The following is a 19,327-nucleotide window of genomic DNA, read 5'->3' on the forward strand; positions in this document are numbered from 1 at the left end:
TGAAACTTTCAAATCTCCCGTGACGGAAGACTATCCGGCTCAGCCGAGACCGCCGCCGCGCAGGAATTCGGCATCATAGGTGGCGTCGAGCACGGCGCCGGCGGCGGTCGCGACCTGCAGCCGGCCCGCAGCGGCGGAAACGTCACGCACCGCCTTGTCCGTTGCCACAGGCAGAACTCCGATGACATGACGGAAGGCGACGCGACGGTCGGGGGCGAGCTCGAAAGCGGTTGCCACCCCTTCCCGTTTCAACCAGTTGTCGCCGAGCGACGCAGCATGGCCAACCGCCGTGCGCCCGTCCTCGATGCCGATCACGCCGCGATGGCGGCCGTTCCAAGGCGCGTAGTCGCGCCCGCCATTCGAGATCCAGAGCATGGTAACCGGCAGATCGGCCGGGTTCTTCAGGATCAGCACGACATCCTTTTCCGCGGTGCGCGAAACCGCGGTCCAGCCCGGACCGCCATGGCTGGCCTCGATAAGCGTGACGAAGTCCTCATGGCGCCGGTCGAGCCGGTATTCGGCGAGATCGACGACGGCACCATCCTTGCCGGGAAAATGATGCAGGTCTTCGCTGCGAGCCGGGTAGGAAAGCAGGGAACGACCCCGCGCCGGATCCGGTTCCGGCGGATTGCCGTCGGTCACCACTGCTCGCTTTGGCGAAAAGGCAAGGTGTCCGCCTTCGCGCATCACCGTCATGGGATGGTGTGCAACAGAGATCGCGCCGTTTCCGCCGATGAAAGCATGTTCCTGATATAGGAACGGGTGGCCGTCACGCAGCGTGATGATCTTCTCGACGACGGCTCCCATCACAGGACGCTGGAGCTTGAAGGCTGCGCGCCAGCCATCGGCTGTCGCAGAACTGTCGACAAGATCCCAGCGGCTGTTGGCGGGCCAGCCATGCAACGGCGCTTCCTCGACATCGCTGCGCGAAAATGGCGCACACAGAAAATCGCCGGAAAGCCGCGTTACGCCATCGGGCAAGCCCTGAGGCAGCGCCTCCTGCGGTTCATCAATCCAAGGCGCCCGGTGCAGTGGTTTGAGGCTGCGGCCGCCCGTCTCGATGGTCAGGTCCGCGATGTGGCCGACGGCTGTATCAACTGAAACCGAAATGCCCTTGGCCGTGAATGTGACCGTGTCCATCGCCTGCTCCGATTCGCGTGTAGCCAGCAAAGCGTGACGGCAGGGTGACGCGCAAGATGCGGCCAGGCATGGCAACCGCTTTTCAGACACTCCGGGGAATCAGGCAGCAGTCAAATCGGAACAAGGCCGCGACCGCGGCCCGGGCCTTGCCCGCCCCATCGGAGGCGTGAGCGAAGCGAACTGCCGTGAGATATTAGAAAATTGGTGGAGCCAATCGGAATCGAACCGACGACCTCTTGAATGCCATTCAAGCGCTCTCCCAACTGAGCTATGGCCCCACTCCGGCTTCCGCCGACCGCCGTTTCGGGCGGGATATTCTGGCGAGGTTGGGACCCCGCCGGGTCAGTGCAGGGCGGCTTCTAGCGCCGCCTTGCCGCAATAGCAAGTCTTTCGAAACAGCTTTTTTCGCAAAGCCGGCTCGAAAGCTGGCAGGCGCTTTCCGCCTGCCACAATATCAGACGTCGTCGTCGTCGTCGCCGACGCCGATCATGTCGGAAACGTCGTCATCTTCTTCTTCCTCGTCTTCGAGGAAGGTGTCGTCGTCGTCGTCGCCCAGGTCGACGTCGTCATCGTCGTCGCCCAGATCCGGCAGGTCGTCACCCTTCGCCTCTTCGTCGGCATCCTCCAGGGACACGACTTCAGCGCCTTCCTCCTCGTTGTCGAGTTCCTTGTCCTCGACTTCGTCCTCTTCTTCGATCACGACAGCCTTGCCGTCCTCGAAGTAGGTGCGGGGATAGCTCTTGCCCGTATAGGGAGAGACGATCGGATCTTTGTTCAGATCATAGAATTTGCGGCCCGTTTCAGGGTCCACGCGTTTTGTGCCAAGTTCTGCTTTTGCCACGGCAAGCCTCGTACAGAAAGATTGGTCCCCTTAATGGCAGTTTGCGGCGCTGTCAAAGCCTAATGCCACCGCCTTGCCATCAGCCGTTTTGCCGCCTTTTTCGGGATGACGACATGGAACGGGCGTGTTAGGAACTTCCTTGCAACAATGACCACCCAAGGCCTCGAGCAAAGCTCGGCCCGACAAATCCAGGACATCCGACATGGCGCACGACGCCACACACCAACCTGCGACCGCGCGGCGCTCGCCGCCGCTTTCCGGCACGGCGCGCGTGCCGGGCGACAAATCGATCTCGCACCGCTCCTTCATGTTCGGCGGGCTGGCTTCCGGCGAGACCCGCATCACCGGCCTGCTCGAGGGCGAGGACGTGATGCGCACCGGACAGGCCATGAAGGCGATGGGCGCCCATATCGAGAAACATGGCAACGAGTGGGTGATCCGCGGCACCGGCAACGGCGCGCTGCTGCAACCCGAAAGCCCGCTCGACTTCGGCAATGCCGGTACCGGCTCGCGCCTCACCATGGGCCTGGTCGGCACCTACGACATGGAAACCATCTTCATCGGCGACGCCTCGCTGTCCAGCCGCCCAATGGGCCGGGTGCTGGAGCCATTGCGCCAGATGGGCGTGCAGGTGTTGCAGGCAGCAGCCGGCGACCGCATGCCGATCACCCTGCGCGGACCGAAACATGCCGCGCCGATCACCTACCGCGTGCCGATGGCTTCCGCGCAGGTGAAATCCGCGGTGCTGCTGGCGGGTCTCAACACGCCGGGCATCACCACGGTGATCGAACCGGTGATGACGCGTGACCATACCGAAAAGATGCTGAAGGGCTTCGGCGCCAATCTCACGGTCGAAACCGACGAGCGCGGCGTGCGCCACATCTTCATCGAAGGCCAGGGCAAACTCACCGGCCAGGTCATCGCCGTGCCAGGCGACCCGTCGTCGGCCGGTTTCCCGCTGGTGGCCGCGCTCATCGTGCCCGGCTCCGACATCACAATCGAAAACGTGCTGATGAACCCGACCCGCACCGGCCTGCTTTTGACGCTGCAGGAGATGGGCGGCCAGATCGACATCCTCAACCCGCGCAACGCCGGCGGCGAGGATGTCGCGGACCTGCGCGTGCGCTATTCAGAGCTCAAGGGCGTCACCGTGCCGGCTGAACGCGCGCCGTCGATGATCGACGAATATCCGGTGCTGGCGGTCGCGGCCGCTTTCGCCGAGGGCGAAACGGTGATGCAGGGCCTGGAAGAGCTGCGGGTGAAGGAAAGCGACCGGCTCGCCGCCGTCGCCAACGGCCTCAAGCTCAATGGCGTCGACTGCACGGAAGGCGAAGCTTCGCTCAGCGTGCGCGGTGTTCCGGACGGCAAGGGCCTGGGCGGCGAAGCAAAGGGCGAGGCGGTGAAAACCCATCTCGACCACCGCATCGCCATGAGCTTCCTCGTCATGGGCCTTGCCAGCGAAAAGCCGGTCACGGTAGACGACCGCGCCATGATCGCCACCAGCTTCCCGGAATTCATGGGGTTGATGACGCGCCTGGGCGCCAAGATCGACTAGTCATAAACGCCTCCATCCTGTCATGGGCCGGGTGATACAAGCCCGGCTCACACCTCATATTCACTGCCGGTCCTGTTTCAGCAGACCGGCATCCTAAAGAACGCTTTGAGCTCGAACCAATGATCCGCCTTGAAAATATCGGCAAGCAGAACGGCAAGCAGATCGTCTTCATCGAGGCCTCGGCCACGATCCAGCGCGGCGAGAAGGTCGGGCTTGTCGGTCCGAACGGCGCCGGCAAGACCACGTTGTTTCGCATGATCACCGGCGAGGAATTGCCTGACGAAGGCCAGGTTGCGATCGATCGCGGCGTACGGATCGGCTATTTCAGCCAGGACGTCGGCGACATGGCCGGCCGCAGCGCCGTGGCCGAGGTGATGGACGGCGTCGGCCCCGTCAGCGCGCTTGCCGCCGAAATGGCCGAGCTGGAAGCCGCCATGGGCGACCCGGATCGTGCCGACGACATGGACGAGATCATCACTCGCTATGGCGAGGTGCAGGCTCATTTCGACGAACTGGATGGCTATGCACTCGATGGCCGTGCGCGTGAGGTGCTCGACGGGCTCGGCTTCAGCCAGGAGATGATGAGCGGCGACGTCGGCAAGCTGTCGGGCGGCTGGAAGATGCGCGTCGCGCTCGCCAAGATCCTTTTGATGCGGCCCGATGCCATGCTGCTCGATGAACCGAGCAACCATCTCGACCTTGAAAGCCTGATCTGGCTGGAGAACTTCCTGAAAGGGTACGACGGCGCCATCCTGATGACGTCGCACGATCGCGAATTCATGAACCGCATCGTCGGCAAGATCGTCGAGATCGACGGCGGCGCGCTGACCAGCTATTCCGGCGACTACGAATTCTACCGCCAGCAGCGCGCCATCGCCGAGGTGCAGCAGCAGGCGCAGTTCGAGCGCCAACAGGCGATGCTGGCCAAGGAAATCGCCTTCATCGAGCGGTTCAAGGCGCGCGCCTCGCACGCCGCGCAGGTGCAGAGCCGCGTCAAGAAGCTGGAGAAGATCGACAAGGTCGAACCGCCCAAGCGCCAGCAGACCGTGCGCTTCGAATTCCAGCCGGCGCCGCGCTCGGGCGAAGACGTGGCGACGCTGAAGAATGTCTCCAAGAGCTATGGCAGCCGCACCATCTATGACGGGTTCGACTTCCAGGTGCGCCGGCGCGAGCGCTGGTGCGTGATGGGCGTCAACGGCGCCGGCAAGTCGACGCTGCTGAAACTGGTGGCTGGTGCCTCCGAGCCTGACGATGGCACGGTGTCGCGTGGCCCCAGCGTCAAGATGGGCTATTTCGCGCAGCACGCGATGGAATTGCTCGAGGGCGAGCGCACCGTGCTGGAATCGCTGGAGGATTCCTTCCCGCAGGCCGGCCAGGCGCCGCTGCGCGCACTCGCCGGCTGCTTCGGCTTCACCGGCGATGAGGTGGAGAAGAAGTGCCGCGTGCTTTCCGGTGGCGAAAAAGCCCGGCTGGTGATGGCCAAGATGCTGTTCGATCCGCCGAACTTCCTGGTACTCGACGAGCCGACCAACCACCTCGACATCGCCACCAAGCAGATGCTGATCGAGGCGCTGTCACGCTATGAAGGTGCGATGCTGTTCGTCAGCCACGACCGCCATTTCCTGGCGGCGCTGTCCAACCGCGTGCTGGAGCTGACGGAAGACGGCATGCACGCCTATGGCGGCGGCTACACCGAATATGTCGAGCGCACGGGACATGAAGCGCCGGGCCTGCGCGGGTAGGAAAGCGCGCCAGCCGGCTGTCTCTAGGCTGGCGTTGAGCAATTCCAGCAAAAGTGCGCAGCGGTTTTGCGTCCGGAATTGCGTCGAAACAGAGAGTTAGAGTGTTTCTGCGTTTCCGCGAAAAACGGAAACGCTCTACGTCGGCGCATATTCCAGAGCCACGACACCGTTGCTGAACGGCGCTGCTGAAACCAGCTCGAATGTCTGTTGTTCTCCGGGTGCGAAAAACGCTTTTCCCTGGCCGACAGCGAGCGGATAGCTGAGCAGCCTGATGCGGTCGACGAGACCGTGGTGCAGCAGTTGCTGGGCCAGGCTGATGCTGCCGTGGACATAGATATTGCCGCCGGCGCCCTGCTTCAGCTTCCTGACAGCCTCGGGCAAGGGCCCTTCCAGCTTTTGAACGGGCTGCCAGTCGAGCTGCCTCAACGTGGTCGATGCGACATATTTCGGCAATGCGTTGAACTTGTCGGCGAAATCCCCAGTCTCGTGCGGCCAGGACCTTGCAAATATCTGGTAGGTCACACGCCCCAGCAGCATGGCGCCGCTGTCGGAAAGCTCATCCTCCTTGAACCTGTCCATCTCGGCATTCCAGGCGACGCCCGTCAGTTTCTCGACCTCGGCGATACCGTCGGCGCTGATGAATTCGGTGACGATGACTTTCCTCATTCGGCTCTCCATCGCAGGAAACGCACACCAGGAAGAATGCAACAAGGACGATAACGGTACGCAGCCCGTCCAAATTCCGTCGATCAGACATTCTGTCGACCGGAAGCGGGTTTGGCCAGGAACACACTTGCTTTCCCCTGGCGTCTCGGCTTGAAGCATGGCTATGCCTCAGTCTCTCACCATAGCGATCGACGGTCCGGCTGGCGCCGGCAAGGGAACGCTGGCCCGGCGGCTGGCGGATTACTACCACCTGCCACACCTCGACACCGGCCTGACCTATCGCGCTGTGGCGCAGATGCTGCTTGCCAAGGGCTGGCCGCTTGGCGATGAGCCGCATGCGGTCGAAGCCGCACGGCTGATCGACCTCGGCAATCTCGACCGCTCGGTGCTGTCGGCGCATGCCGTCGGCGAGGCCGCGTCGAAAGTAGCCGTCATTCCGGAGGTGCGCCGCATCCTGGTCGAGAAGCAGCGCGCCTTCGCGGCGCAACCGGGTGGTGCGGTTCTCGACGGCCGCGATATCGGCACCGTGGTGTGCCCGGACGCGGCGGTGAAGCTTTACGTGAGCGCAAGCGCGGAAGTGCGGGCTCGGCGCCGGCTCGCGGAGATCGAGGCCAATGACGGCACCGGCGATTTCGCCACCATCCTTGCCGACATCACCCGCCGCGACGAACGCGACATGGGCCGCGCCGACTCACCGCTGAGGCCTGCCAGCGACGCGCACTTGCTTGATACGTCGCAAATGTCTATAGAAGCCGCGTTTCTGGCGGCCAAAACGATCGTTGACGACGTTCTGGCCGATGGAGACAAGGCCTGATCAGGTGTTTTACCGCCCGCATTTGCGAGCTGCGTGAAAATACCTATTTAGGGCAATAACCGGCCTGCCAGCATTCTTTGCGCCGAACCGCCGCTTCACAGCGGCACAGGGTCTTGACCCGGAATACCGGCAGGTCATCGCAACGCTAACCCACGGCGCCAGCCTCCACGAGAGGCTTTCAGGAGAAAGTATGTCTCAATCCATTCCGACTCGCGACGATTTCGCGAGCATGCTCGAAGAATCGTTCTCGGACGGTCACTCGGGCGAAGGCCAGGTTGTTCGCGGTATCGTCACTGCCATTGAAAAGGACATGGCCATCATCGACGTCGGCCTCAAGGTCGAAGGCCGCGTGGCACTGAAGGAATTCGGCACCAAGGGCAAGGACGGCACCCTCAAGCCAGGCGATACCGTTGAAGTTTATGTCGAGCGCATCGAAAACGCGCTGGGCGAAGCCATGCTCTCGCGCGACAAGGCTCGCCGCGAAGAAAGCTGGGTCAAGCTGGAAGAGAAGTTCGCCAAGGGCGAGCGCGTCGAAGGCGTCATCTTCAACCAGGTCAAGGGCGGCTTCACCGTCGATCTGGACGGCGCCGTGGCCTTCCTGCCGCGTTCGCAGGTCGATATCCGTCCGATCCGCGACGTCACCCCGCTCATGCACAACCCGCAGCCGTTCGAGATCCTCAAGATGGATCGCCGTCGCGGCAACATCGTCGTTTCGCGCCGCACCGTGCTTGAAGAGAGCCGTGCCGAGCAGCGCTCCGAGATCGTCCAGAACCTCGAAGAGGGTCAGGTGGTCGAAGGCGTGGTCAAGAACATCACCGACTACGGTGCGTTCGTCGACCTCGGCGGCATCGACGGCCTGCTGCACGTCACCGACATGGCCTGGCGCCGCGTCAACCATCCGACCGAGATCCTCAACATCGGTCAGACGGTCAAGGTGCAGATCATCCGCATCAACCAGGAAACCCATCGTATCTCGCTCGGCATGAAGCAGCTCGAGAGCGATCCGTGGTCGGATATCGGTACCAAGTTCCCGATCGGCAAGAAGATCACCGGCACTGTCACCAACATCACCGACTACGGCGCGTTCGTCGAGCTGGAGCCGGGCATCGAGGGCCTCATCCACGTTTCGGAAATGTCGTGGACGAAGAAGAACGTGCATCCGGGCAAGATCCTGTCGACCACGCAGCAGGTCGACGTGGTCGTGCTGGAAGTCGATCCGGCCAAGCGCCGCATCTCGCTGGGTCTCAAGCAGACGCTGGAGAACCCGTGGCATGCCTTCGCTGCCAACCATCCGGTCGGCTCGACCGTGGAAGGCGAAGTCAAGAACAAGACCGAGTTCGGTCTGTTCATCGGCCTCGACGGCGACGTGGACGGCATGGTGCACCTGTCGGATCTCGACTGGAACCGTCCGGGCGAGCAGGTCATCGAAGAGTACCAGCGCGGCCAGATCGTGCGCGCCCAGGTTCTCGACGTCGACATCGACAAGGAGCGCATCTCGCTCGGCGTCAAGCAGCTTGAGCGCGATGCGGCGGGCGACGCCGCCGCTTCGGGCGAACTGCGCAAGAACGCCGTCGTCACCTGCGAAGTCACCGGTGTGAAGGATGGTGGTCTGGACGTGCGGCTGGTCGAAAGCGGCATCGACACCTTCATCAAGCGCTCCGACCTGTCGCGTGATCGTGACGAGCAGCGTCCGGAACGCTTCACCGTTGGCCAGAAGGTCGACGCCCGCATCATCGCCTTCGACAAGAAGACCCGCAAGCTGCAGGTCTCGATCAAGGCGCTGGAGATCGCCGAGGAGAAGGAAGCCGTTGCTCAGTACGGTTCGACCGACTCCGGCGCTTCGCTGGGCGATATCCTTGGCGCCGCGCTGAAGAAGCAAGGCGGCAACTAAGTCAGCCCCTTTGCGCCGCCTTCGCGGCGCAAAGCCAAAGTCAAAAGAAACCCGCCGGAGCGATCCGGCGGGTTTTTTGTTGTCCCTGCGTCGAATGGCCAGCCTTGCAAGTCGACGGGCGGCCGGGAACATTCGCCGCGCCGGCAGAATGCTGGTGTTGGGCGGGAGCAATTCAGGATGATCGATCACGTCACCGTCGCGGTCAGCGACATTGCTGCAAGCAAGCTGTTCTACGAGAAGGCCTTCGAGCCGCTCGGCTACAAGCTTTCATTCGGGGAAGATGGCGTCTTCTGGGCCTTCGACATCGGCGACGGCCTGTTCGAGATCATGCAGTCGGCAAGCGCCGGCCCGCTGACCCGCCTGCATGTCGCGTTCCGCGCCAAAAGCCACGCCGAGGTGGATGCCTTCTATCACGCGGCGCTGGCCGCCGGCGCAACCGACAATGGCGCGCCGGGACCGCGACCGGCCTACACGCCGGACTACTACGCAGCCTTCGTGATCGATCCGAATGGCTACAACATCGAGGCCATGATCGACGCGCCGTTTTCCTGATCTCACGCCAGTTCGCTTCGCTCACGGCTCCGATGGGGCGGCCTGGCAGCCGACGGGCCGTCGCCCTTGCGAAACCAAGCGTTCGACCTGATCTCACGCCAGTTCGCTTCGCTCACGGCTCCGATGGGGCGGCCTGGCGGCCGACGGGCGGTCGCCCCTGCGAATCTATGGGTTCGGGTTGCGCCGCTCAGGCGCGCCCGTAGAGCGGAACCAGGGTTCCGCTCATTGCCTCGTTGCGCGGCGAGGCAAGATAGACGATCGTCTCGGCCGCGGCGTCGGGACTTACCCATTTCGAGAAATCGGCGTCGGGCATGTCTGCCCGGTTGGCCGGCGTATCGAGTGTCGAGGGGGCGATGGCATTGACCAGGATGCCCTTGCCCTTCAGCTCTTCGGCCAGTGCCACCGTCATTGCCGCCACCGCGGCCTTGCTGGCGGCATAGGCGACCATGCCGGCGCCGCGACGCGGATCGAGCCCGGCGCGCGCCGAAACATTGACGATACGGCCGCGCGTGCCGGAGGCAAGCATGGCACGAACGGCCGCGCGGCAGCACAGGAAGGCGGTGCGGGCGTTGGTGTCCATCATCTCGTTATAGGCAGCCGATTCGGTCTTCTCGACCGACGCCATGGCAAAGCCGCCGGCCAGATGGATCGAGGCCCACAGGTCCGGCACGCCAGCGTAGAAAGCGGTGACGGCTTCGGTGTCTTCGAGATAGACGTTGTTCACCAGATGCACGCGGTCGTGTTTGGTGAAGGGGAAATGCGCTGGCGCCGCGGCATGGCTGTTCGGCACGTGGCAGATAGCGCCTTCCTGCAAGAGCTGCGCCACCACGGCACTGCCCAGCGCACCCGTCCCGCCGGTGACGACAACATGTTTTTGGTCCAGCGTAGCCGCCATCCGCGACAACTCCTGCTCAGTCATTTGAAGGATATTCGAAAGTCGCGCCTTTCGCGCTCTCACTCAACCGAAATCTCTATGAGGAAAGGCTTTTTTGTCGCCCGCGCCCTGCCGAGAGCCTGCCCGAACCCAGCCGGCCCCTCCAGTCTCTGCGAAAGAATGCCATAAGCATCGGCCAATTTGCAGAAATCCGGCGGTGCAGGCGAGACGCCGACCGGCTCAACACCGACATCGCGCATCGAGGTTTCGATCTCCCGGTAGCCGCGATTGTTCCAGACGACGAAGATGACCGGCGCCTGCGCATCGAGCGCGGCTGCCATCTCCGGCAAGGTGAACTGGAAGCCGCCATCGCCGGTGAGGCACACAACCGGCGCATCGGGGACGGCCAGGGCTGCTCCGATCGCCGCCGGCGGGCCATAGCCGAGGGCGCCAAAACCCGTCGCCGCGTTGAACCAACCGGCGGGGCGATCGTGATCGTAGTAGAGGTTGGCGGCATAGATCGGCTGCGTCGAATCGCCGACGATGATGGCCCCCGGCAGGCTTGTGCGGATGCTTTCGACGGCTGCCACCTGCGCCTGCATGGCGGCACCAATCTCGGCAAAGGCTGCCAGTCGTGCGGTCTTGGCGCGCTCGGCGCCGTTGGCCGAGGCCTTCGGCCGATCGATTGCCGTGACCAGCGCCTCGAGCGCTGCCTTGCAATCGGCCTCGATGGCAACCATGGCCGGATGTCGCCGGAGCTGGCTTGCGTCGATGTCGATGCGCACAAGCTGGCCCGGCACCACGAAACCGCCGTCGCCATACATGTCATAGTCGGTCGGCCCGAATTCTGTGCCCGCTGCCAGCACGACATCGCTGTCGGCCATCATCGCCCGCACTGCCTTGAGGCTCGGACTGGCTGGAACGGTCAGCGCATGGCCATGCATGAGGCCGCGCGCATTGGCGGTCTGCACAACGGGAGCATCGAGGCGTTCGGCCAGCAGGCGCAGCGCCGCTTCGGCATGGCGCGCACCGCCGCCGGCGAGGATGAGAGGTCGTCGAGCGCCGCCAAGAAGCGCGGCGGCCTGCTCGATCGCAGCGGCGTCCGGCGCCGCCGGCCGAGCTTCGGAGCATACCGCCTGCAATGCTCCGGCAGGCAAGGCCATGACGTCGAGCGGGATTTCGATGTGCACCGGACCGGGGCGGGCGGAGCGGAAAAGATCGAAGGCGCGGCCGAGAACGGCGGGCAGCCGGGCCGGATCGGTGATGCGTTCCGAAAACGCCGCCACCTTGGCCATCATGCCCTGCTGGTCGGGCAGTTCGTGCAGATAACCCAGGCCGCGCCCTAGCGTCGCCGTCGCGTTGACGCCGGAGATGACCAGCATGGGTACCGAATCGGCCCGTGCCTGCCCCATGGCCGTAATGGTGTTGGTCAGGCCCGGCCCGGTGATGACAAAGGCGACGCCCGGTCTGCCGCTGGCACGCGCATAGCCGTCGGCCATGAAGCCGGCGCCCTGCTCATGGCGCGGCGTGATGTGACGGATGCGCGAACCGGCAAGACCGCGATAGAGCTCGACCGTATGCACGCCGGGAATGCCGAACACGGTATCCACACCATGCGCCTCGAGCAGCGCAATCAACGCCTCGCCGACGGTGGTCATTGGCTCTCTCCCTTTTGCGCGAGACGCATGGTGCGAAAAGACTGCAGCGTTTCGGACCTTGCCGGCGCAAGGCCGAGCTCGGCTTCGACAGCCCGAATACCGATGGTCGCCAGTTCGCCGGGCGAGAACATCTCACCCGCGAGACAGCCTTCGATCCACAGTCCGTCGATGATTGCGTTGATCGCGATGGCATGGTGGCGCAGCTGGCTTGCGTCCGCCTTGCGCCGTTCGGCGGCGAGCACGTCGGCGACAAGCGCTTCCACCTCGTTGCGAAAACCCAGATAACCTTCGCGATGGGCATGGGCGAGAGCCGGATCCGCGCTGGCGCGGCCGATGAAGGTCGCCCACAGCGAAAACACCCGCGCATCGATGATCGGCGCATTGAGGTTGGCAGTAACGAAAGCCGCGAGACGCCGGCGCGGCGACGCGCCTTCCGTGACCAATGCCGCCTTGGCCTGTTCCGTCATGCGGCCGACCAGCGTCGTGTAGGCCGCCTGCAACAGGTCTTCCTTGCCCGGAAAATAGTGCCGGATCAGCCCTGCGGTGACACCGGCGCGCAATGCGATGGTGCGCAAGGTCGCGCCCTGCAGGCCACGCTCGGCCACGCTGTCCAGGGTCGCCTCGATCAGATCCTGCCGCCGCCGCTCCTCGCCCTCGCGGCGGAACTTGCGGCGCGACGGCGCATTCATTGCCGCAGGATTGGCCGCGTCAGGCATGTCGGCCCGCCTTCACAGGCGATGCAGAGCGCATCCGCTTCGAAGGTTTCGACAACACAGCCGGCTGCTTCCATCGCAGCCTTGGTCCTGGGGAAGCCGGCGACCGCGATGACCTTGTGCGGGCTGGTCGGCAGCACGTTGAGGCTAAGCCCGTTGGAGGCGGCGAATTCTTCGGCATCGCCCTCGACCAGCCGGATGCCGCGCGCCTTCAGCATCTGGTAGAAGGCCGCCGGCAACAGCGGCGAATAGACCAGTGCAAGATCGTCTGCCAGCGGACTGATCACCGACATCAGATGCAGGCAGGCTTCTTCGCCCTGCCACAGCGGCAGGTCGAAGCCGTAGACGGAAATGCCGAGCGGCGTCAGCAGGTTGGACACCTGCTGGATACCCTCCTGGTTGGAGCGGACGCCGCGTCCGATCGCCAGCGTATGGGCATCCACCCATACGCAATCGCCACCTTCGACCTGGCCGGGCGCCTCGACACGACCGAGGATCGGAATGCCCAGTCTTTTGTAGGTTTCCTCGTGCAGGGAGGGTTCCTTGGCGCGCAGGGGCTTGCCCATGGACAGGATCAGCGCGCCGCGGTCGGTCATGAGGGATGGATCGTGGGTGAACACCGAATCCGACAAGCCGTCGGCCCTGTCTTCGATCCACTCGATCTCGGCGCCGGAAGCCGCCACAAGATCGGCCAGCGCCTTGTGCTGTGCTGCCGCTTTCGTCGGATTGAATCCCGGTCCATAGTGCCAGGCGGCCCGGTCAGCGTCGCGCATGGCATTGGCCGCTGACCGCATCAGCACGCGACGCAGCGGGGCCGCCATGGACTGTGATCCGAAAGCGCTCATCGATGCCCTTCTAAGCTGAAAAAAATCGAGAAATTTTCATCGAAGGCTATTTATACACTTGCACAACAAGGTCGCAAGTGCCGTAATGAGCGGGATTGACGGGCTCGCGCCGCCGGGTCCATGCTGAAGTCTGGAGCGGGACAACACAGCGTATGTTGATTAGCCGGATAGTCGTTCGACGAACTGCCGTCGACCGTACGGAGACCGCCCGGTGAGCGCGGCACAAGTTGCCACAATCCCAGCCGGCGAGGCGCTGAACAGCGCCGCCGAAGCCATTCATGTCGAGAACCTACACAAGAAATTCGGCGAACTTCACGTCCTGAAAGGCGTGTCGCTGTCGGCGCGCGACGGCGAGGTCGTGGCGATTATCGGCGGCAGCGGCTCGGGCAAGTCGACGCTGCTGCGCTGCATCAACTGTCTGGAGAACCCGACCAGCGGCATCATTCGGGTCAACGGCGAAGAGATCAAGCTCAAGGCGGACAGCCACGGCCACACCGTGCCGGCCGACCGCCGCCAGATCGAACGCATCCGCTCACGGCTGGGCATGGTGTTCCAGAGTTTCAATCTTTGGAGCCACATGACGCTTCTGCAGAACGTCATCGAGGTGCCGGTGCATGTGCTGGGCGTGAAGCGCGACGAAGCGATCGCCACCGCCGAAAAGCTGCTGGCGCGTGTCGGGCTGGCGGAGAAGCGTGATGTCTATCCGCACTTCCTGTCGGGCGGACAGCAGCAGCGTGCGGCGATCGCGAGGGCGCTGGCCATCCAGCCAAGGGTGATGCTGTTCGACGAACCGACTTCGGCACTCGATCCGGAACTGGTCGGCGAGGTGCTGAGGGTGATCGGCGATCTGGCGCGCGAGGGACGCACCATGGTGCTGGTCACGCATGAAATGAAGTTTGCCCGCGAAGTGGCGACACATGTCATCTACCTTCACAACGGACTGGTCGAGGAGGAAGGGTCGCCGGAACAGGTGTTCGGTGCGCCGAAATCCGAACGGCTGAAGCAGTTTCTGCGCAATGTCGGCTGACCTTCAGGGACGGGCGGCTGCAAGAAAAAGACTACGGGAACAATCAAAAACAACGGGAGAACAAGGCATGAAAACATTTCTGAAGACGGCAGTCGCCGCTGCCGCGATCGCGTTGGCGGGAACCTTCGCGGCCAGCGCCGAACAGGTGAAGGTCGGCTTCTCGCCGGAGGCCTATCCGCCTTTCTATTCACAGGACTCCTCCGGCAAATGGGGCGGCTGGGAAGTCGATATCGCCATGGCCATCTGCGCCGAAGCCAAGCTCGATTGCGTGCTGACGCCGATTCCTTGGGACGGCCTGATCCCGGGTCTCAAGACCAAGAAGATCGACACGATCATGAACTCGATGTCGATCACAGCGGAGCGCCAGAAGGAGATCGACTTCTCCGACAAATACTACAACACACCAACCTCGATCGCCGGCGCCAAGGACCAGAAGTTCGACGCCTCGCCGGAAGGCCTCAAAGGCAAGGTGATCGGCGTGCAGGTCTCTACCATCCATGCCGCCTATGCCAAGAAGCACTTCGCCTCGACCGCGGCCGAGATCAAGGAATACCAGACCCAGGATGAGGCCAACCAGGATCTCGCCGCCGGCCGCATCGATGCCACGCAAGCCGACCAGATCGCGCTCGACGCCTTCCTGAAGTCCGATCAGGGCAAGGCCTGCTGCGACATGAAAGGAAACGTGGCCCCTGACCTCGAAGTGCTCGGGCCGGGCGTCGGCGCCGGCGTGCGCAAGGGCGATACCGAACTGAAGGACAAGATCAACGCCGCCATCAAGGGCATCCGCGCCAATGGCAAATATGCCGAGATCACCAAGAAGTATTTCGACTTCGATGTCTATGGCGACGCGGTGCAGTCGAACTAGCACCGCAGCGTAGCAGGTTCCGCGCGTCGTTCCCGAGAAACGACGCGCCATCCGGCCGGCGCTTCGCGTCAGGCTGGGTCGTGAGCCGGCACGTCGGGGGGCGCGCCGGCTCATTCGAGATCCTCCAACGGCGGCATGCGGCGCCGTTCAAGGCGATTTCGAAGAATTATTGCATCGATTTTGGACCAAAAGTCGCGCTCATCGGAAGGCAATAATTCTTCGAAATCGCCTCAGTCGGAGTGACGACGCTGACAGACTTCTTCCTTTCAGCCTCGGCGGCCAGCCTTGGCGAACTTCTGGCATTCGATCCACCCGGATGGGGCGGCAACCTGCTGCGCGGCCTGCTGGCTTCGGTCGGCATTGCCTGCGGGTCGTTCGGCCTCGGCCTGCTGATCGGCATCTGCGGCGCTTATGGCAAGCTTTACGGCAGCCCGATGGTGCGCGACCTGTTCGGCCTCTACACCACCATCGTGCGCGCGGTTCCGGAACTTGTCCTGATCCTGCTGCTCTATTTCGCCGGCACCGACCTGGTGAACCGGCTGCTCACGCTGCTCGGCTATGCCCCTGTCGACATCAACGGCCTGGTTGCCGGCATCTGCGTGCTCGGCGTCGTCCAGGGCGCCTATTCGACGGAAGTGCTGCGCGGCGCCATTCTCGCCATCCCGCAGGGCCAGATCGAGGCAGCGCGCGCCTATGGCATGTCGCCGTCGCTGCAGCTCAGGCGGATCACCTTGCCGGCAATGGCCCCCTATGCAATCCCCGGCCTCGCCAACCTCTGGCTCATCGCAACCAAGGATACGGCGCTTCTGGCTGTCGTCGGCTTCAATGAGCTGACGCAGACGACACGCCTCGCTGCCGGCGCCACCAAGGCCTACTTCACCTTCTTCATCGCCGCCGGTGTGCTTTATCTTGCGCTGACGCTGGTCTCGAACGTGATCATTTCACGCTTCGAACGCCATTCGCGGCGCGGCATGCCTTCCGTGGTGGAGACACGCTGATGGCCATGACGACAACGGTTGCCCGTAAATCGGAATGGCTGCAGCCGCACCGCATCATCCTCGTCATCCTGGCAGCGGCGATCGTGCTGACCTGCGCGTTCTTCATGCGCTGGGACTGGCTGCCGGCCTATCTGCCGCTCGCCCTGCAAGGCATATGGCGCACCATCTGGCTGCTGGTGGTCACGGCCACGCTCGGCATCCTGCTGGCGGTCCCGATCGGCTTCGCGCAAGCGGCCGGACCGGCCTTCCTGGCGGTGCCGGCGCGCCTGTTCTGCACCGTCATCCGCGGCACGCCGCTGCTGCTGCAGCTGTGGCTGCTCTATTACGGGCTCGGCTCGCTGTTCCCGCAATTTCCCTGGATCCGCGAGTCATTCCTGTGGCCATATCTGAGGCAGGCTTGGCCGTATGGCGTTTTGGCGCTCACCCTGTCTTATGCCGGTTATGAAGGCGAGGTGATGCGCGGCGCCTTTGCCGGCGTGCCGAAAGGACAGCTGGAAGCAGCCCGCGCCTTCGGCATGCGGCGCTGGACCGCTTTCCGCCGGATCTGGCTGCCGCAGGCGCTGAGGCGGGCGCTGCCGACGCTGGCCGGCGAGACCGTCCTGCAATTGAAAGCGACCCCGCTGGTGGCGACCATTACCATGGTCGACATCTATTCCGTCGCCTCGCGGGTTCGCCAGGAGACCTTCGTCACCTATGAACCCTTGCTGCTGCTCGCGCTGGTCTATATGGCGATTACCGGGGTTATCGTCTTTGCGTTCCGCAAGATCGAAGCGCGCATTCCGGCAAGGCTAGGCTAATTGCGGCCCGGATCGCGGCATAGGTAGAATTGCGGACGCAGCTTGAGCATGATCCCGAAAAGTTGCAGACTTTTCGGACAGAGATCATGTGTAAAAACAAATAGATAGAGTGTTTCCGTGGAAAACGGAAACGCTCTAGGGGTGGAAGACATGCAGCTCAGTCTCGAACAGGCTAGTGCGCTGTGCCGCATGGCGGCATTGGGAGCCGGCGCCAGCGACGAAACCGCGCGCTCCATCGCCGCCGCCGCGATCGCTGCCGAGGCCGAGGGCAACAAGGCCGTCGGCCTGTCCCACTACATCGACTATCTTGAAGCACTGGAAGCCGGCCGCATCCGCGGCAAGGCGGAGCCGGTGATCACCCGGCCAGCACTCGCCGTCTATCTCTCGGACGCGCAGGGTGGAGCCGCTCATACCGGCTTCGACCGCGTCTTCGACGATCTTGCCAAGGCGGCGCGACTGTTCGGTGTCACCATCTTCTCGCAGAGAAATGCCTATACCGCCGGGGCACTCGGCTATTTCACCGGCCGGCTTGCCGAACAGGGACTGATCTCCTTTGCCGCAACCAACGGCCCCGCCGTGCTAGCCGGCTCCGGCTCGACAAAACCGGTCTACTGCACCAACCCGATGTCCTTTGCCTGCCCGCAGGCCGATGGCGCGCCGCTGATCATCGATCAGTCCTCAAGCGCCACCGCTTTCGTCAACATTCGCAAGGCCGCCGCCGACGGCAAGGCGATCCCGGAAGGCTGGGCGCTCGATGCCGACGGCAATCCGACGACCGACGCGACCTCCGCCATGAAGGGCGCGCTGCTGGCCTTTGGCGGCGCGCGCGGTGCCAACATCGCCCTGATGGTCGAGGTGTTGGCAGCCGGCCTTTCCGGTGCCAACTGGTCGCTCGACGCACCCTGGTTCAGCGGCGGGCCGGATAGCCCCGGCACCGGGCTGTTCGTATTGGCGATCGAACCCAAGCTGCTCGATCCCGACTTCGAGAAGCGCATGAGAGACCAGGTCAACCGGCTGGACCGCCGCTACGGTGTTCACATTCCAGGTCTTTCGAAAGCGGCGGCAACCGAAAAGGCGGCAGCGCGTGGCATCACCGTTTCCAAGGACATCATCGAGCGCATCGCCGATTTCGCCGAGCGGCACAAGCGCTGACGTCGAGCGCAATAGCGCATAAGAGCGTTTCCGTCTTTTCGTGAAAACCGGAAACGCTCCGAGGTTTTCGACGATCGATGGAGAACCCGATCAGGCCCCGACAAAACCCGTTACGGCGACCTCCCGTCGCCCTTTGCCTTTGGCGAGAAACCGACTATGAAACGGCTTCAGCCAAGCTTTCGAGCGCCGGAGCCAGCCATGACCGAAATCCTGCAAACCCCCAAGCTCGTCGTCGTTTTCGGCGGCTCAGGCTTCGTCGGGCGGCATGTGGTGCGCGCGCTGGCCATGCGCGGTTATCGCATCCGGGTCGCCTGCCGCCGTCCTGACCTTGCCGGCCACCTGCAGCCGCTGGGCAATGTCGGCCAGATTCAGCCGATCCAAGCCAATGTGCGCGTGCGCTGGTCGGTCGACCACGCCGTCCAAGGTGCCGACCACGTCGTCAATCTCGTCGGCATTCTCTACGAGAGTGGCCGCCAGCGCTTCGGCGCCGTGCAGGATTTCGGGGCTCGCGCGATCGCCGAGGCTGCCCGTTCGGTCGGTGCCGGGTTGACCCATGTCTCGGCACTCGGCGCCAGTGTCGATTCCGAATCCGACTACGCCCGCACCAAGGCGCTCGGTGAAAAAGCCGTTCTCGACACGGTACCGGACGCAGTCATCTATCGCCCGTCGATCAATTTCGGTCCGGAGGATGGTTTCTTCAACCGTTTCGCCGCCATGGCGCGCCTCTCGCCCGTTCTGCCGCTGCTCGGCGGCGGCGAGACCCGATTGCAGCCGGTCTATGTCGGCGATGTCGCCGAGGCGATCGCACGTTCGGTCGACGGTGCCGTCGAAGGCGGCAAGATTTACGAACTCGGCGGACCGAAGGTGCTGACCTTCAAGGAGTGCATGCAGGACATGCTGGCGGTGATCGAACGCAAGCGCCTGCTGGTGTCGGTGCCATGGTGGGCTGCCCGGCTGCAGGCATCGATCCTGGGCCTGCTGCCGAAGCCGCTGCTCACCAACGACCAGGTCACGCAGCTGCAGTCTGACAATGTCGTTTCGGAACAAGCGATCAAGGAAGGCCGTACCTTCGCCGCAGTCGGCATCACACCGCGCACGATCGGGGCGATCCTGCCGAGCTACCTCTGGCGCTTCCGCGCCACCGGACAGTTCGACCAGCGCAAGCCTGCCGCCTGATCTTTCCCGATCTCGCAAGCA

General features: G+C 63.6%; 18 protein-coding genes and 1 tRNA gene. 11 read left to right on the plus strand and 8 right to left on the minus strand.

Annotated features, from left to right (window positions below; genetic code table 11):
- Positions 1-39 precede the first annotated feature (39 nt).
- The 3 genes from AC3WTO_RS29515 to AC3WTO_RS29525 all read right to left on the minus strand — a co-directional run bounded on the left by AC3WTO_RS29515 (position 40) and on the right by AC3WTO_RS29525 (position 1,981).
- A complete protein-coding gene (locus AC3WTO_RS29515; protein ID WP_492464475.1) occupies positions 40-1,140 on the minus strand; it encodes a hypothetical protein in 1,101 nt (366 codons plus the stop codon).
- Positions 1,141-1,342: 202 nt separating this feature from the next.
- Positions 1,343-1,418: transfer RNA gene (locus AC3WTO_RS29520), tRNA-Ala, on the minus strand.
- 176 nt (positions 1,419-1,594) lie between these two features.
- Positions 1,595-1,981: a TIGR02300 family protein gene (locus AC3WTO_RS29525; protein ID WP_492464474.1), complete on the minus strand. Its 387-nt coding sequence runs from the start codon at positions 1,979-1,981 to the stop codon at positions 1,595-1,597.
- 202 nt (positions 1,982-2,183) lie between these two features.
- Between AC3WTO_RS29525 and aroA the strand changes: the two genes are divergently transcribed.
- Both aroA and AC3WTO_RS29535 read left to right on the plus strand, forming a co-directional pair.
- Positions 2,184-3,536 carry a 3-phosphoshikimate 1-carboxyvinyltransferase gene (gene aroA, locus AC3WTO_RS29530; protein ID WP_492464473.1) on the plus strand — a complete coding sequence of 451 codons (1,353 nt, stop codon included), beginning with the start codon at positions 2,184-2,186 and terminating at the stop codon, positions 3,534-3,536.
- Positions 3,537-3,655: 119 nt separating this feature from the next.
- Positions 3,656-5,278: an ABC-F family ATP-binding cassette domain-containing protein gene (locus AC3WTO_RS29535; protein ID WP_492464472.1), complete on the plus strand. Its 1,623-nt coding sequence runs from the start codon at positions 3,656-3,658 to the stop codon at positions 5,276-5,278.
- A gap of 135 nt (positions 5,279-5,413) precedes the next feature.
- Here the strand turns inward: AC3WTO_RS29535 and AC3WTO_RS29540 are convergent, their stop codons facing one another.
- Positions 5,414-5,944, minus strand: coding sequence for a dihydrofolate reductase family protein (locus tag AC3WTO_RS29540; protein ID WP_492464471.1), 531 nt, complete (start codon positions 5,942-5,944; stop codon positions 5,414-5,416).
- Between the two features lie 163 nt (positions 5,945-6,107).
- On the opposite strand from AC3WTO_RS29540, the gene cmk reads away from it, so the two are divergent.
- From cmk to AC3WTO_RS29555, 3 genes are all read left to right on the plus strand, one after another.
- Positions 6,108-6,758 (plus strand): (d)CMP kinase, encoded by a 651-nt coding sequence (cmk, locus tag AC3WTO_RS29545; RefSeq protein ID WP_492464470.1) that lies wholly within the window; start codon positions 6,108-6,110, stop codon positions 6,756-6,758.
- Between the two features lie 190 nt (positions 6,759-6,948).
- Positions 6,949-8,649 (plus strand): 30S ribosomal protein S1, encoded by a 1,701-nt coding sequence (rpsA, locus tag AC3WTO_RS29550; protein WP_492464469.1) that lies wholly within the window; start codon positions 6,949-6,951, stop codon positions 8,647-8,649.
- 177 nt (positions 8,650-8,826) lie between these two features.
- The gene (locus AC3WTO_RS29555) at positions 8,827-9,201 is read left to right on the plus strand and encodes a VOC family protein (protein WP_492464468.1); all 375 of its coding nucleotides are present in this window, start codon (positions 8,827-8,829) and stop codon (positions 9,199-9,201) included.
- Positions 9,202-9,388: 187 nt separating this feature from the next.
- On the opposite strand, the gene AC3WTO_RS29560 is transcribed toward AC3WTO_RS29555, so the two are convergent.
- The 4 genes from AC3WTO_RS29560 to AC3WTO_RS29575 are packed head-to-tail and all read right to left on the minus strand — an operon-like array spanning position 9,389 to position 13,291.
- Positions 9,389-10,096 (minus strand): SDR family NAD(P)-dependent oxidoreductase, encoded by a 708-nt coding sequence (locus tag AC3WTO_RS29560; RefSeq protein ID WP_492464467.1) that lies wholly within the window; start codon positions 10,094-10,096, stop codon positions 9,389-9,391.
- Between the two features lie 59 nt (positions 10,097-10,155).
- Positions 10,156-11,733: a 5-guanidino-2-oxopentanoate decarboxylase gene (locus AC3WTO_RS29565; RefSeq protein WP_492464466.1), complete on the minus strand. Its 1,578-nt coding sequence runs from the start codon at positions 11,731-11,733 to the stop codon at positions 10,156-10,158.
- Positions 11,730-12,449, minus strand: coding sequence for a TetR family transcriptional regulator C-terminal domain-containing protein (locus tag AC3WTO_RS29570; RefSeq protein WP_492464465.1), 720 nt, complete (start codon positions 12,447-12,449; stop codon positions 11,730-11,732). Before AC3WTO_RS29570 ends, AC3WTO_RS29565 begins: the two co-directional genes overlap by 4 nt.
- Positions 12,419-13,291, minus strand: a complete 873-nt coding sequence (locus tag AC3WTO_RS29575) for a dimethylarginine dimethylaminohydrolase family protein (protein ID WP_492464464.1) — start codon at positions 13,289-13,291, stop codon at positions 12,419-12,421. The genes AC3WTO_RS29570 and AC3WTO_RS29575 overlap by 31 nt, the downstream gene beginning before the upstream one ends.
- Before the next feature lie 211 nt (positions 13,292-13,502).
- Between AC3WTO_RS29575 and AC3WTO_RS29580 the strand changes: the two genes are divergently transcribed.
- The 6 genes from AC3WTO_RS29580 (at position 13,503) to AC3WTO_RS29605 (ending at position 19,306) form a co-directional block, all read left to right on the plus strand.
- Positions 13,503-14,318, plus strand: a complete 816-nt coding sequence (locus AC3WTO_RS29580) for an ABC transporter ATP-binding protein (protein ID WP_492464463.1) — start codon at positions 13,503-13,505, stop codon at positions 14,316-14,318.
- A 67-nt stretch (positions 14,319-14,385) separates the two neighbouring features.
- On the plus strand, positions 14,386-15,183 hold the full coding sequence (locus tag AC3WTO_RS29585) for a transporter substrate-binding domain-containing protein (protein WP_379064762.1): 798 nt from the start codon (positions 14,386-14,388) through the stop codon (positions 15,181-15,183).
- Between the two features lie 248 nt (positions 15,184-15,431).
- Positions 15,432-16,181, plus strand: a complete 750-nt coding sequence (locus tag AC3WTO_RS29590) for an ABC transporter permease (RefSeq protein ID WP_492464557.1) — start codon at positions 15,432-15,434, stop codon at positions 16,179-16,181.
- Positions 16,181-16,978: an ABC transporter permease gene (locus tag AC3WTO_RS29595; protein ID WP_492464462.1), complete on the plus strand. Its 798-nt coding sequence runs from the start codon at positions 16,181-16,183 to the stop codon at positions 16,976-16,978. The genes AC3WTO_RS29590 and AC3WTO_RS29595 overlap by 1 nt, the downstream gene beginning before the upstream one ends.
- A gap of 150 nt (positions 16,979-17,128) precedes the next feature.
- The gene (locus AC3WTO_RS29600; protein ID WP_492464461.1) at positions 17,129-18,130 is read left to right on the plus strand and encodes an Ldh family oxidoreductase; all 1,002 of its coding nucleotides are present in this window, start codon (positions 17,129-17,131) and stop codon (positions 18,128-18,130) included.
- Positions 18,131-18,328: 198 nt separating this feature from the next.
- On the plus strand, positions 18,329-19,306 hold the full coding sequence (locus AC3WTO_RS29605) for a complex I NDUFA9 subunit family protein (protein WP_492464460.1): 978 nt from the start codon (positions 18,329-18,331) through the stop codon (positions 19,304-19,306).
- Positions 19,307-19,327 lie beyond the last annotated feature (21 nt).

This window comes from Mesorhizobium sp. EU05-FHT14A09 (assembly GCF_058790995.1).